Raw genomic sequence first — 13201 nt, 5'->3', positions numbered from 1 at the left:
AACTTCAAAAATGCGTAAAAGTGCTTTTTTCGGTCATGGTTTTTGCGGTATGAAGAAACCAGACAGCCGATTCCTGCAGCACAGGTGGCGTCATCCAGGCCCACCTAGCCAGGTTCGCTTCCCGCCCGTAACAACGCGGATACGGGGACAGCGGCAGTCACTCTGCGGCGTAACAGACCACGCCGTGTGGCTTCGATATAAGGTGACCGAGTATGGATGACCAAGGACGCAACCCTTCCTCCAGCAAGCCAATCCTGTATGTGCTCGATACCAACGTCCTGATTCACGACCCTAACGCATTACTGAACTTCGAGGAGCACCATGTCGCCATCCCGATGACGGTGCTGGAGGAACTCGACAAGCTCAAGACCGGCAAACAGAGCATCGCCGCCGAATGCCGCCAGGCCATCCGCCTGATAGACCAGACCCTCGGTGACGCTTCGCCCAGCGATGTCGAGCAGGGCGTACCGATCCAGCGCAACAAGAGCGGCCCCAAGGGGTTCCTGTCCATCCTGATGACCCCGCGCAACGAGCCGAACAAGCTGCTGCCGGAAAACCTCAACGACAACATCATCATCAACCAGTTGCTCGAAGTACGGGCCCGGCGCACCGACCTGGATGTCGTGCTGGTCACCAAAGACATCAACATGCGCCTGAAGGCGCGCGCTTGCGGTATAGCGGCTGAGGACTACAGCACCGACCAACTGGTCGATGACGTGTCCTTGCTGTCCAAGGGCTACCATTCGGTCACCGGCTCGTTCTGGGACCGCGTGAGCAAGGTCGATACCCGTCAGGAGCGCGGCCGCACCTGGCATCGGGTACAGATGATCGACAACCTGCCGGCCGTGCACGTCAACGAGTTCATCATCGATGAGCAGGGCTTCGTCGGCTGGATCAAGGGCATTCGTGACGACGAACTGCTGCTGCTGGACCTGCACCAGGAGCCGTTGCTGCACCAGGAAGCCTGGGGCCTGAAACCCCGCGACATTCACCAAAGCCTGGCGCTGTTCGCCCTGCTGGACCCGGATATCCACCTGGTGAACCTGACCGGTGCCGCCGGCTCCGGTAAAACCATCCTGGCGCTGGCTGCGGCCATTGAGCAAACCATGGTCAGCAAGCGCTACCGGCGCATCATCGCCACCCGCAGCGTGCAGGGGCTGGACCAGGAGATTGGCTTCCTGCCGGGTACCGAAGCAGAGAAGATGGAGCCGTGGCTGGGCGCCATCACCGACAACCTCGAAGCCTTGCACATGGATGACGAAAGCACCCATGGCAGCGTGGAATACATCCTTGAGCGCGTGCCGCTGCAGTTCAAGTCGCTGAACTACATCCGTGGCCGTAGCTTCCAGCAGAGCCTGATCCTGATTGACGAGTGCCAGAACCTGACGCCGCACCAGATGAAAACCATCATCACCCGTGCCGGCTCCGGGTCCAAGGTGGTCTGCCTGGGTAACCTGGCGCAGATCGACACCCCCTACCTGTCCGCGACCAGCTCGGGCCTGACCTACCTGACCGAGCGCTTCAAGGACTTCCCCCACGGCGTGCACATCACTCTGCAGGGTGTGCCTCGCTCGGTGCTGGCCGAGTACGCCGAGTCGCATTTGTAACCCTTTCCGCCGGGCGGTTCGCCGCCCGGCTTGTTCGCGGGCTCGGCCGCGAAGGGGCCAAACCTGCCGACACATATCTCTGCTCAAACCTGACCCACAGGTTTACACTGCGAACTCCCTTCACAGGAGCAGAGCAGTGCTGACACATCTTGATTCCCAGGGGCGGGCCAACATGGTCGACGTCACTGAAAAGGCCGTGACCGAGCGTGAGGCTACTGCCGAGGCGCGCGTGCGCATGCTGCCGCAGACCTTGCAGATGATCGTCGACGGTGAACACCCCAAGGGTGACGTGTTCGCCGTGGCGCGCATTGCCGGGATACAGGCGGCGAAAAAAACCAGCGACCTGATTCCGCTGTGTCACCCGCTGATGCTCACCAGCGTCAAGGTCGAGCTCAGCGCCGAGGGGCAGGATGCCGTGCGCATCGTCGCCCGTTGCAAGCTGGCCGGGCAGACCGGTGTGGAGATGGAGGCGCTGACCGCCGCCAGCGTGGCCGCGCTGACGATCTATGACATGTGCAAGGCTGTGGATAAAGGTATGGTCATCGAGCAGGTGCGCCTGCTGGAAAAACTCGGTGGCAAGAGTGGCCACTACAAGGTGGAGGCGTGATGAAGGTCAAAGTGATGTACTTCGCCCGTTACCGCGAACTGTTGGGCGTGGATGCCGAGCGGGTAGAGGGTGCGTTCAAGGTGCTCGATGATGTGCGCCAGGCCTTGATAGCCAATGGTGGGCAGTACGAAGTACTGGCCGAGCAGAACCTGATGTGCGCGCGCAACGAAGAGCTGTGCAAGCTCGATGAACCGCTGGAAGAGGGTGATGAAGTGGCGTTCTTCCCGCCGGTGACCGGAGGCTGAACATGGCTGTGCGAGTGCAGGAAGGTGCGTTCGACCCGGGGGCTGAGACCAATGCCATGCATGCAGCCAATGTGGGCGTGGGTGCGGTAGTCGGGTTTGTCGGTTATGTGCGGGATTTCAACGATGGCCGCGAAGTGGCGGGGATGTTCCTCGAACACTATCCGGGCATGACCGAAAAGGCCCTGGCCAAGATCGTGGTCGAGGCCGAGCAGCGTTGGCCGCTATTGAAGGTGGAGGTGCTGCACCGCATCGGTGCGCTGGAGCCGGGCGAGCCGATTGTCTTCGTCGGGGTGGCCAGTGCCCATCGGCAGGCGGCGTTCGATGCCTGCAACTTCATCATGGACTACCTGAAGACCCGGGCGCCGTTCTGGAAGAAGGAGAATACCCAGGACGGGCCAAGATGGGTGGAAGGGAAGGAGAGTGACCAGGAGGCGGCGGGGCGCTGGTAACCAAGGCGCCCCCGGTCGCCCGTAGGAGCGGGTTTACCCGCGAAAGGGCCGGCCCTGCTGGCCAATCTCCACCCGCCGTTCACCGTTGCCGCCACTTCCGTATTCGCGGGTAAACCCGCTCCTACAGGGATCGCGCCAGCTTTTAGACATTGAGCAAGACAGTTGCTCCCACAGGGCGCATGTCAGTGATGCTTGCGCGGCACCGGCTTGAGCAGTTCATCCGGCGGCATTTCGCACTTGATCTTGCGTCCCAGCAGCGTTTCGATCGCCGGCAGCTGATACGAGTCGTCTTCACCGGCAAAGCTGATCGACACACCACTGGTGCCGGCACGGCCGGTACGGCCAATGCGGTGCACGTAGTCGTCAGGGTCTTCCGGCAGGGTGAAGTTGATCACGTGGCTGATGCCATCGATATGGATCCCGCGCCCGGCCACGTCCGTGGCCACCAGCACGGTAATGCGCCCTTCGCGGAAGCTTTCCAGGGTTCGGATGCGCTTGTGCTGCGGCACGTCGCCCGACAACTGGGCGGCATTGATACCATCGCGTACCAGCTTTTCCTCGATGCGCCGCACTTCGTCCTTGCGGTTGGCGAACACCATCACCCGTTCCCACTTGTTTTGGGTCACCAGGTTATACAGCAGTTTGTACTTGTCGCTGCCGGCTACCGCATACACGTGCTGCTCCACCGTTTCGCTGGCCACGTTCTCCGGCTCGATCTCGACAATGGCCGGGTTGGTGGTCCACTGCTTGGCCAGGTTCATCACGTCGTCGGTGAAGGTGGCGGAGAACAGCAGGGTCTGGCGCTCGCTTTTCGGCGGCGTCTGGCGAATGATCTGACGCACCTGGGGGATGAAGCCCATGTCGAGCATGCGGTCGGCTTCGTCCAGCACCATCACCTCGACCATGTCCAGGTGCACCTCGCCGCGCTGGTTGAAGTCCAGCAGGCGGCCTGGGGTAGCTACGAGGATGTCGCAGTGGCGTGCTTCAAGGGCTTTGAGCTGCTTGTCGAAGTCCATGCCACCGACGAAGCTCATCACGTTCAGGCCGGTGTACTTGGTCAGGGCAGCGGCGTCCTTGGCGATCTGCACCACCAGCTCGCGGGTGGGGGCGATGATCAGCGCGCGCGGCTCGCCCATGTAGCGCTCTTTAGGCGGCGGCGTCTGCTGCAACTGGGAAATGATCGAGATCAGGAAGGCGGCCGTCTTGCCGGTACCCGTCTGGGCCCGGCCGATGGCGTCCTGGCCACGCAGGGTGTAACCCAGGACCTGCGCCTGGATCGGCGTGCAGTACGGGAAGCCCAGGTCGTGGATGGCGTGCATCAGCTCGTTGGACAGCTTGAAGTCGTGGAAGCGGGTTTTGCCTTCCTGTGGCTCGACAACGAAGTCTTCGGGCTTCCACAGGCTGGCCTGCGGCTTGGGCTTGCGTTCGCGACGCGGTTTGTCCTTGGCCGGTTGTTCGGCAGGTGGTGTCGCGGCGGCAGGTTGCTCAGCCTTGGGGGCGGGGTTGGCCTGTGGTGCGGCCGGTTTTGCTGCGGGCCGGGCTTCCGGCGTCACGCTGGCAGCAGGAGCGGCGGCTTGTGGTGCGGCCTCTCCCTTGCCGAATATTTTTTTGAGTGCTTTGAGCACGGTCGTCTCATCAACTGATTAAGGAATGTACGCCGGGCAGTGTAATGCAAGATCCGGGCGCGGCGTAGCGGAATACGCCCACAACTACAAGCGAGGCTGCCTATTGCAGCTGGTTGCTCAGCCAGTCGTGGATATCGTTCAGTTCTTCGACCGCCACTTCGTGTTCCATCGGGTATTCGTACCAGCGGGCAGCGACGCCCCAGCTGTTCAGGTACTCGAAGGCGGTACGGCCCATGGACGGGATGACCACCGGGTCATGCACACCGTGCAGGCACAGGGCCGGGGTGCGTTGCTGGCAGGCACTCAACTGATGCTGGTCATTGAAGGTGGGGGCATAGGTGGACAGGGCGATCACCCCGCCCAGTGCTTCCTGCCACTTTATATAGGCCGTGTGCAGCACCACCGCGCCGCCCTGGGAGAAGCCGGCCAGGAAGATCCGCGACAGGTTGATGCCTTTGGCCTGCTCGGCCTTGATCAGGGCAACCACCTGCTCGGCAGACGCCTCCAGCTGCGCTTCGTCGATGGCGCGGGCCGGGGTCATGGCCTTGATGTCATACCAACTGGGCATGGCATAGCCGCCGTTGATGGTCACGGGGCGGGTCGGTGCCTGGGGCATGATGAAGCGAGTGCTGAGCAAACGCTCCTGCATGAATTCGGCCACAGGTAGGAAGTCGTAACGGTCGGCCCCCAGACCGTGCAACCAGATCACACAGGCGTCAGCGGTTTTCTGTGGTTCGAGAATCAGCGGGTTGGTCATGACTGCTCCGAAAGTGTGCGGGTCTTGTTATGGCGTGCGTGAAAAGAAAGCACCGGAAATGATTGTGGGAAAAAGAATGTCGCAACGATACAACTTTTACTACTTGACGAGCGCTTAAACGCTACAGCCAGAAAATTTGGTACGCGGTTTGCAACTCCCCCTGTGATGCAAAGGGCAGGCCGTGACGGTAACACCCTCTGCACGCGAAGGCTGTCACAGAACAGTCCATTGCGCCAATTGACCCAATAACAAGCCAATACGGGTCGGATACGCCTCAAAAGGGTGCGGTGCAATTCCGGCTCGATACAACAAGAGCGATTTGGAGGTTGTGAATGAAGATGTTGAAAACCACCCTGGCAGTCCTGACCGCTGCCGCCGCGCTGGGCGCCGTGAGCAATGCCCAGGCCGGCGCCACCCTCGATGCGGTAAAGAAGAAGGGCTTCGTCCAGTGTGGCGTGAGCGACGGTCTTCCAGGCTTCTCGGTACCTGATGCGCAGGGCAAGATTGTCGGCATCGACGCCGATGTCTGCCGCGCCGTGGCCGCCGCCGTGTTCGGTGATGCCACCAAGGTCAAGTTCAGCCAGCTCAACGCCAAGGAACGCTTCACTGCCCTGCAGTCGGGCGAGGTCGACGTGCTGTCGCGTAACACTACCTGGACCAGCTCGCGCGATGCCGGCATGGGCCTGGTGTTCGCGGGTGTCACCTACTATGACGGCGTCGGCTTCCTAGTCAACAAGAAGCTCGGCGTTTCCAGCGCCAAAGAGCTCGATGGCGCGACCATCTGCATCCAGGCCGGTACCACCACCGAGCTGAACGTATCGGACTTCTTCCGCGCCAATGGCCTGAAGTACACCCCGATTACCTTCGACACCTCTGACGAGAGCGCCAAGTCGCTGGAGTCTGGCCGTTGCGACGTGCTGACTTCGGACAAATCGCAGCTGTTCGCCCAGCGCTCCAAGCTGGCCGCGCCGACCGACTACGTGGTGTTGCCGGAAACCATCTCCAAGGAGCCGCTGGGCCCGGTCGTGCGTAAAGGTGATGAGGAGTGGTTCAGCATCGTCAAGTGGACCCTGTTCGCCATGCTCAATGCCGAAGAAGCGGGCATCACTTCCAAGAACGTCGAGGCCGAAGCCAAGGCCACCAAGAACCCGGATGTCGCCCGACTGCTGGGTGCGGATGGCGAGTACGGCAAGGACCTCAAGCTGCCCAAAGACTGGGTAGTGCAGATCGTCAAGCAAGTGGGTAACTATGGCGAAGTGTTCGAGAAGAACCTGGGCCAGAGCACTGACTTGAAGATCGACCGTGGCATGAACGCCCTGTGGAACAACGGCGGCATCCAGTACGCGCCTCCCGTGCGCTGATGGCTGCACCCTGCGGCGGCATCCCGCTGCCGCAGGCTGTTCGAATCCCTACTGTCCGGGGCACTTCATGCAAAATCAAATCGGCGCACCCAAGGGCTTGTCCCTTAACGATCCGCGTGTGCGCGCGTGGCTGTTCCAGATCCTCACGATCGTCTTCGTGGTCGGGCTGGGCTGGTACCTGTTCAACAACACGCAGACCAACCTGCAACACCGGGGTATCACCTCGGGCTTCGACTTCCTCGACCGCAGTGCCGGCTTCGGCATCGCCCAGCACCTGATCCCCTATGTGGAATCCGACAGTTATGCGCGGGTGTTCGTCATCGGCCTGCTCAATACCCTGCTGGTCACTTTCATCGGCGTCATCCTGGCGACGATTCTGGGCTTCATCATTGGTGTAGCGCGCCTGTCACCGAACTGGATGATCAGCAAACTGGCAACCGTGTATGTGGAAACCTTCCGCAACATTCCGCCGTTGCTGCAGATCCTGTTCTGGTACTTCGCCGTGTTCCTGACCCTGCCGGGACCGCGGGGCAGCATCAACATCGATGACATGTTCTTCATCAGCAACCGCGGCCTGAACATGCCGGGCGCGTCGATGGCCGACGGTTTCTGGCCATTCGTGGCGGCCCTGGCAGTCGCGATTGTGGCGATCGTGCTGATGGTGCGTTTCGCCAACAAGCGCTTCGACGAGACCGGCGTGCCGTTCCACAAGTTCTGGGTGGGCCTGGCGCTGTTCATTGCCATCCCGGGGCTGAGCGTGTTGCTGTTCGGCAGCCCGGTCAGCTGGGAAGTGCCGCAGCTCAAAGGCTTCAACTTTGTCGGTGGCTGGGTGCTGATCCCCGAGTTGCTGGCGCTGACCCTGGCGCTGACTATCTATACGGCAGCCTTCATCGCCGAGATCGTGCGCTCCGGGATCCGTTCGGTCAGCCATGGCCAGACCGAAGCCGCGCGCTCGCTGGGCCTGCGCGAGGGCCCGACCCTGCGCAAGGTGATCATCCCCCAGGCACTGCGGGTGATCATTCCGCCGCTGACCAGCCAATACCTGAACCTGGCGAAGAACTCTTCGCTGGCGGCCGGTATCGGCTATCCGGAGATGGTCTCGCTGTTCGCCGGCACGGTGCTCAACCAGACCGGCCAGGCCATCGAGGTGATCGCCATCACCATGAGTGTCTATCTCGCCATCAGCATCAGCATTTCGCTGCTGATGAACTGGTACAACAAGCGCATTGCGCTGATCGAGCGGTGAGGATACGCCCGTGAATGCCCATGTTTTCAAACCCGATATGCCGCCACCGGTGAAAACCGTCGGCGTGCTCGCATGGATGCGTGCCAATCTGTTCTCCAGCTGGCTCAACACGCTGTTGACCCTGTTCGCCATCTACCTGGTGTGGCTGATCGTGCCGCCGTTACTGCAGTGGGCGTTGATCGATGCCAACTGGGTTGGCACCACGCGCGCCGATTGCACCAAGGAAGGCGCCTGCTGGGTGTTCGTGCAGCAGCGCTTTGGCCAGTTCATGTACGGCTATTACCCGACCGAGCTGCGCTGGCGTGTCGACTTGACCGTGTGGCTTGCCGTGCTCGGCGCCGCGCCGCTGTTCATCAAGCGTTTCCCGCGCAAAGCCTTCTACGGCGTGGGATTCCTGGTGCTGTACCCGGTACTGGCCTATACCCTGCTGCACGGTGGGTACCTGGGCCTGGAAAGCGTACCGACCAGCCAGTGGGGCGGGTTGATGCTGACCCTGGTGATCGCCACCGTGGGCATCGTCGGCGCCTTGCCGCTGGGCATCCTGCTGGCACTGGGCCGGCGTTCGAGGATGCCGGCCGTGAAAGTGGTGTGCGTGACCTTCATCGAGTTCTGGCGGGGCGTACCGCTGATCACCGTGCTGTTCATGTCGTCGGTGATGCTGCCGTTGTTCCTGCCAGAAGGCATGAGCTTCGACAAGCTACTGCGGGCGATGATCGGTGTGATCCTGTTCCAGTCGGCGTACATCGCCGAGGTGGTGCGCGGCGGCCTGCAGGCCATCCCCAAGGGCCAGTACGAAGCCGCCGCGGCCATGGGCCTTGGCTACTGGCGCTCGATGGGGCTGGTGATCTTGCCTCAGGCGTTGAAGCTTGTGATCCCCGGCATCGTCAACACTTTCATTGCCCTGTTCAAGGACACCAGCCTGGTGATCATCATCGGCCTGTTCGACCTGCTCAACAGCGTCAAGCAAGCAGCCGCAGACCCGGCCTGGCTGGGCATGGCCACCGAGGGCTACGTGTTCGCTGCCCTGGTGTTCTGGATTTTCTGTTTCGGTATGTCCCGCTACTCCATGCATCTGGAGCGCAAGCTGGACACTGGCCACAAGCGTTAGGAGTTTCGAAATGAGTGAAGCGATCAAGCAGCCTGCTGGCCCCGAAGGCATCATCCAGATGCAGGGTGTGAACAAGTGGTATGGCCAGTTCCATGTGCTCAAGGACATCAACCTGAACGTGCGTCAGGGCGAACGCATCGTGCTGTGCGGGCCGTCCGGCTCGGGCAAGTCCACCACCATCCGCTGCCTCAACCGCCTGGAAGAGCACCAGCAAGGGCGCATCGTGGTCGATGGCGTGGAGCTGACCAACGACCTCAAGCAGATCGAGGCCATCCGCCGCGAGGTGGGCATGGTGTTCCAGCACTTCAACCTGTTCCCGCACCTGAGCATCCTGGAGAACTGCACCCTGGCGCCGATGTGGGTGCGCAAGATGCCACGGCGCAAGGCCGAGGAAATTGCCATGCACTACCTGGAGCGTGTGCGGATTCCGGAGCAGGCACACAAGTACCCTGGTCAGTTGTCTGGTGGCCAGCAGCAGCGTGTGGCCATTGCCCGCGCGCTGTGCATGAAGCCCAAGATCATGCTGTTCGACGAACCAACCTCGGCACTGGACCCGGAAATGGTCAAGGAAGTGCTCGATACCATGGTGGGCCTGGCCGAGGATGGCATGACCATGCTCTGCGTGACCCACGAAATGGGCTTTGCCCGTACCGTGGCGAACCGGGTGATCTTCATGGACAAGGGCGAGATTGTGGAACAGGCCGCGCCGGATGACTTCTTCGACCGGCCGCGCAGCGACCGGACCAGGTTGTTCCTGAGCCAGATCCTGCATTGATGTGACCCAAGGCCGCCCCATCGGGGCGGCTGACGCGGTCCCTGTAGGAGCGGCCTTGTGTCGTGATCGGGCCGCAACGCGGCCCCGCCGATATTTGCTGGAACGCTGAAATCCTGGGGCCGCTACGCGCCCCATCGCGACACAAGGCCGCTCCTACAGAGGTCCTCTGTACGGCTTTACTTTTCTTCTTGCGTTACAGCCGGCGCCGGCGGCGGCCGCAGCCCCACCTCGGCCACCAGCTTCAACTGCTGACCGTTGCGCATCACCTCGATGGTGATCTTCTCGTTGGGTTTGATCCGTGCAACCTGGTTCATCGACTTGCGCCCATCGCCGGCCGGCTCGCCATTGATGCTCAGGATCACGTCACCCAGTTGCAGCCCGGCCTTGGCCGCTGGCCCTTCGCGGAAGATACCCGCCACCACGATGCCTGGGCGGTCCTTCATGCCGAACGATTCTGCCAGCTCCTGGCTCAGTGGCTGTACTTCGATACCCAGCCAGCCACGGATCACCTGGCCGTGTTCGACGATCGACTTCATCACCTCCAGTGCCAGTTTTACCGGGATGGCGAAGCCGATGCCCTGCGAGCCACCGGACTTGGAAAAGATCGCGGTATTGATGCCGATCAGGTTGCCGTTGGCATCCACCAGCGCGCCACCGGAGTTGCCCGGGTTGATCGCCGCGTCGGTCTGGATGAAGTCTTCGTAGTTGTTCAGCCCCAGCTGGTTGCGGCCAGTGGCGCTGATGATGCCCATGGTTACAGTCTGGCCGACGCCGAACGGGTTGCCGATGGCCAGCGACACGTCGCCGATGTGAATGGTGTCGGAACGGCCGATGGTGATCGCCGGCAGGTTCTTCAAGTCGATCTTCAGCACCGCCAGGTCGGTTTCCGGGTCGCTGCCGATCACGCGGGCCAGGGTTTCGCGGCCATCCTTCAGGGCTACGACGATCTGGTCGGCGCCGCTGGTGACATGGTTGTTGGTCAGCAGGTAGCCCTCTGGGCTCATGATTACCGCCGAGCCCAGGCTTGATTCCCAGCGGCGCTGTTTGGGCAGGTTGTCACCGAAGAAGCGGCGGAACTGCGGGTCTTCGAACAGCGGGTGGGCGCTTTTGTTCACCACCTTGGTGGTGTACAGGTTGGCCACCGCCGGGGCGGCCAGGGTCACGGCGTCGGCGTAGGACACCGGGCCTTGCATGATCCGCGTGGTCTGTGGGGCTTGCTGCAGGTTGACGTCCTGGCTGGGCAGCCCGACCCATTGCGGAAAACGCTGGATGATCAGCATGGCGATCAGTATGCCGGTAAGCAGGGGCCAGCCGAAGTAACGCAAAGCCTTGAACATGAACGAATCCTGGAAAGAGCAGGGGCCAGCGGCCTGGCAGTGGGGCATGAGCGCGGGCGATCATACACCGGTTCCCCCAGTGACAGCGACGGCCCATAATGGCCGGCATTATACGGGCGTTCGTCAGGCGTTGTGCCCGAGAAAAGCGCAGTTTTCGAGGAGATTTTCATGGCCGTCGCTCTAAACACCCTGGTCGAGGAAGCCGAGCGTTACCTGGGCAGCGCGAGGATCCAGGATTATTGCCCCAATGGCCTGCAGGTCGAAGGCCGGCCGCAGGTCAGCCGTATTGTCAGTGGTGTTACCGCCAGCCAGGCATTGCTGGATGCCGCCGTCGAGGCCGAGGCCGACCTGGTGCTGGTGCACCATGGTTATTTCTGGAAGGGCGAGAACCCGTGTATCACCGGCATTCGCCAGCGTCGCCTGAAGACCTTGCTGAATAACGATATCAGCCTGTTGGCATTTCACCTGCCGCTGGACGTGCACCCGGAAGTGGGCAACAACGTGCAGCTGGCGCGGCAACTGGAGATCACTGTCGAAGGGCCGCTTGACCCGGAAAACCCCAAGGTGGTCGGCCTGGTCGGTTCGTTGGCTGAGCCGATGACCGCGCGCGATTTTGCCCGGCGGGTGCAAGAGGTGCTGGGGCGTGAGCCGTTGCTGGTCGAAGGCGATGAAATGATCCGCCGGGTGGGCTGGTGCACCGGCGGCGGGCAGGGCTATATCGACACGGCAATTGCCGCCGGGGTCGACCTGTATCTGACCGGCGAGGCGTCCGAACAGACCTACCACAGTGCGCGCGAGAATGGCGTCAGCTTCATCGCTGCGGGGCACCATGCCACCGAACGCTATGGGGTGCAGGCGCTGGGTGACTACTTGGCGCGGCGGTTTGCCGTGGAACACCTGTTCATCGATTGCCCGAATCCTATCTGATGGCAGGGCCGGCCTCTTCGCGGGTGAACCCGCTCTTACGCGCGGGCCTCGGTAGGCGCGGGTTCACCCGCGAAAAGGCCGGGCCTGCGGGCCCAAACCCCCAGTCATATCGTTAGACTTTTTCGATCTAGCCAGCCTCCTAAATAGAAGCAGCCGCTGTGATAAAGTGGCTCGCTCGAACACGGCCCGTAGGCCGTCCATAAGATCGTTTTTCGTGAGTAGCCATGGTCGACAAACTGACGCACTTGAAACAGCTGGAGGCGGAGAGCATCCATATCATCCGCGAGGTGGCCGCCGAGTTCGACAACCCGGTGATGCTGTACTCGATCGGCAAGGACTCCGCCGTGATGCTGCACCTGGCGCGCAAGGCCTTCTTCCCGGGCAAGCTGCCGTTCCCGGTGATGCACGTCGACACCCAGTGGAAATTCCAGGAGATGTACAGCTTCCGCGACAAGATGGTCGAGGAAATGGGCCTGGAGCTGATCACCCACGTCAACCCTGAGGGTGTGGCGCAGGGTATCAACCCGTTCACCCATGGCAGCTCCAAGCACACCGACATCATGAAGACCCAGGGCCTGAAGCAGGCGCTGGACAAGTATGGTTTCGACGCTGCCTTCGGTGGTGCGCGCCGCGACGAAGAGAAGTCGCGGGCCAAGGAACGTGTGTATTCGTTCCGTGACAGCAAGCACCGCTGGGACCCGAAGAACCAGCGCCCCGAGCTGTGGAACGTGTACAACGGCAAGGTCAACAAGGGTGAGTCGATCCGCGTCTTCCCGCTGTCGAACTGGACCGAACTGGACATCTGGCAGTACGTCTACCTTGAAGGCATCCCGATCGTGCCGCTGTACTTCGCCGCCGAGCGTGAAGTCATCGAGAAGAACGGCACCCTGATCATGATCGACGACGAGCGCATCCTCGAGCACCTCTCCGAGGAAGAAAAAGCCCGCATCGTCAAGAAGAAGGTGCGTTTCCGTACCCTCGGCTGCTACCCGCTGACGGGCGCCGTCGAGTCGGAAGCCGAGACGCTGACCGACATCATTCAGGAAATGCTCCTGACGCGCACTTCCGAGCGCCAGGGCCGGGTCATCGACCACGATGGCGCCGGTTCCATGGAAGACAAAAAACGTCAGGGCTACTTCTAATTTTCAGGGTTACTC

At 61.6% G+C, this 13201-nt stretch carries 13 protein-coding genes; 10 read left to right on the top strand and 3 right to left on the bottom strand.

Going from position 1 to position 13201, the window contains the following annotated elements; all coding sequences use genetic code 11:
- Positions 1-212: 212 nt before the first annotated feature.
- From LVS58_RS05905 to moaE, 4 genes are all read left to right on the top strand, one after another.
- Complete coding sequence (locus tag LVS58_RS05905; protein WP_003251772.1) at positions 213-1607, top strand: PhoH family protein; 1395 nt, start codon at positions 213-215, stop codon at positions 1605-1607.
- 136 nt (positions 1608-1743) lie between these two features.
- Positions 1744-2214, top strand: a complete 471-nt coding sequence (gene moaC / locus LVS58_RS05900) for a cyclic pyranopterin monophosphate synthase MoaC (RefSeq protein WP_003251775.1) — start codon at positions 1744-1746, stop codon at positions 2212-2214.
- Positions 2214-2459, top strand: coding sequence for a molybdopterin converting factor subunit 1 (gene moaD / locus LVS58_RS05895; RefSeq protein WP_233690247.1), 246 nt, complete (start codon positions 2214-2216; stop codon positions 2457-2459). Before moaC ends, moaD begins: the two co-directional genes overlap by 1 nt.
- Before the next feature lie 2 nt (positions 2460-2461).
- Positions 2462-2908 carry a molybdopterin synthase catalytic subunit MoaE gene (moaE, locus tag LVS58_RS05890; protein WP_233690246.1) on the top strand — a complete coding sequence of 149 codons (447 nt, stop codon included), beginning with the start codon at positions 2462-2464 and terminating at the stop codon, positions 2906-2908.
- A 182-nt stretch (positions 2909-3090) separates the two neighbouring features.
- Here the strand turns inward: moaE and rhlB are convergent, their stop codons facing one another.
- Together rhlB and LVS58_RS05880 are read right to left on the bottom strand one after the other, a co-directional pair.
- On the bottom strand, positions 3091-4533 hold the full coding sequence (gene rhlB, locus LVS58_RS05885) for an ATP-dependent RNA helicase RhlB (RefSeq protein WP_233690245.1): 1443 nt from the start codon (positions 4531-4533) through the stop codon (positions 3091-3093).
- A 100-nt stretch (positions 4534-4633) separates the two neighbouring features.
- A complete protein-coding gene (locus tag LVS58_RS05880; protein ID WP_233690244.1) occupies positions 4634-5290 on the bottom strand; it encodes an alpha/beta hydrolase in 657 nt (218 codons plus the stop codon).
- Between the two features lie 332 nt (positions 5291-5622).
- Here LVS58_RS05880 and LVS58_RS05875 point away from each other — a divergent pair, with 332 nt between their 5' ends.
- The 4 genes from LVS58_RS05875 to LVS58_RS05860 all read left to right on the top strand — a co-directional run bounded on the left by LVS58_RS05875 (position 5623) and on the right by LVS58_RS05860 (position 9780).
- Positions 5623-6651 carry an amino acid ABC transporter substrate-binding protein gene (locus LVS58_RS05875; protein ID WP_233690243.1) on the top strand — a complete coding sequence of 343 codons (1029 nt, stop codon included), beginning with the start codon at positions 5623-5625 and terminating at the stop codon, positions 6649-6651.
- A gap of 67 nt (positions 6652-6718) precedes the next feature.
- Positions 6719-7897, top strand: a complete 1179-nt coding sequence (locus LVS58_RS05870) for an amino acid ABC transporter permease (RefSeq protein ID WP_233690242.1) — start codon at positions 6719-6721, stop codon at positions 7895-7897.
- Positions 7898-7907: 10 nt separating this feature from the next.
- The gene (locus LVS58_RS05865) at positions 7908-9005 is read left to right on the top strand and encodes an amino acid ABC transporter permease (RefSeq protein ID WP_233690241.1); all 1098 of its coding nucleotides are present in this window, start codon (positions 7908-7910) and stop codon (positions 9003-9005) included.
- A 10-nt stretch (positions 9006-9015) separates the two neighbouring features.
- Entirely contained in the window at positions 9016-9780 is a 765-nt protein-coding gene (locus LVS58_RS05860) for an amino acid ABC transporter ATP-binding protein (RefSeq protein WP_016498022.1), read from the top strand.
- A 176-nt stretch (positions 9781-9956) separates the two neighbouring features.
- Here LVS58_RS05860 and algW read toward each other — a convergent pair whose 3' ends face one another.
- Entirely contained in the window at positions 9957-11117 is a 1161-nt protein-coding gene (gene algW / locus LVS58_RS05855; RefSeq protein ID WP_233690240.1) for a Do family serine endopeptidase AlgW, read from the bottom strand.
- A gap of 168 nt (positions 11118-11285) precedes the next feature.
- Between algW and LVS58_RS05850 the strand changes: the two genes are divergently transcribed.
- Positions 11286-12044, top strand: a complete 759-nt coding sequence (locus LVS58_RS05850; RefSeq protein ID WP_233690239.1) for a Nif3-like dinuclear metal center hexameric protein — start codon at positions 11286-11288, stop codon at positions 12042-12044.
- A 224-nt stretch (positions 12045-12268) separates the two neighbouring features.
- The gene (gene cysD, locus LVS58_RS05845) at positions 12269-13186 is read left to right on the top strand and encodes a sulfate adenylyltransferase subunit CysD (protein WP_233690238.1); all 918 of its coding nucleotides are present in this window, start codon (positions 12269-12271) and stop codon (positions 13184-13186) included.
- Positions 13187-13201 lie beyond the last annotated feature (15 nt).

Origin of the sequence: Pseudomonas sp. JR33AA (assembly GCF_021378985.1) — a bacterium.
Lineage (GTDB): Bacteria > Pseudomonadota > Gammaproteobacteria > Pseudomonadales > Pseudomonadaceae > Aquipseudomonas > Aquipseudomonas alloputida.
The sequence above is the reverse complement of the archived record's forward strand: the minus strand, read 5'-3'. Positions and strand labels throughout refer to the sequence as shown.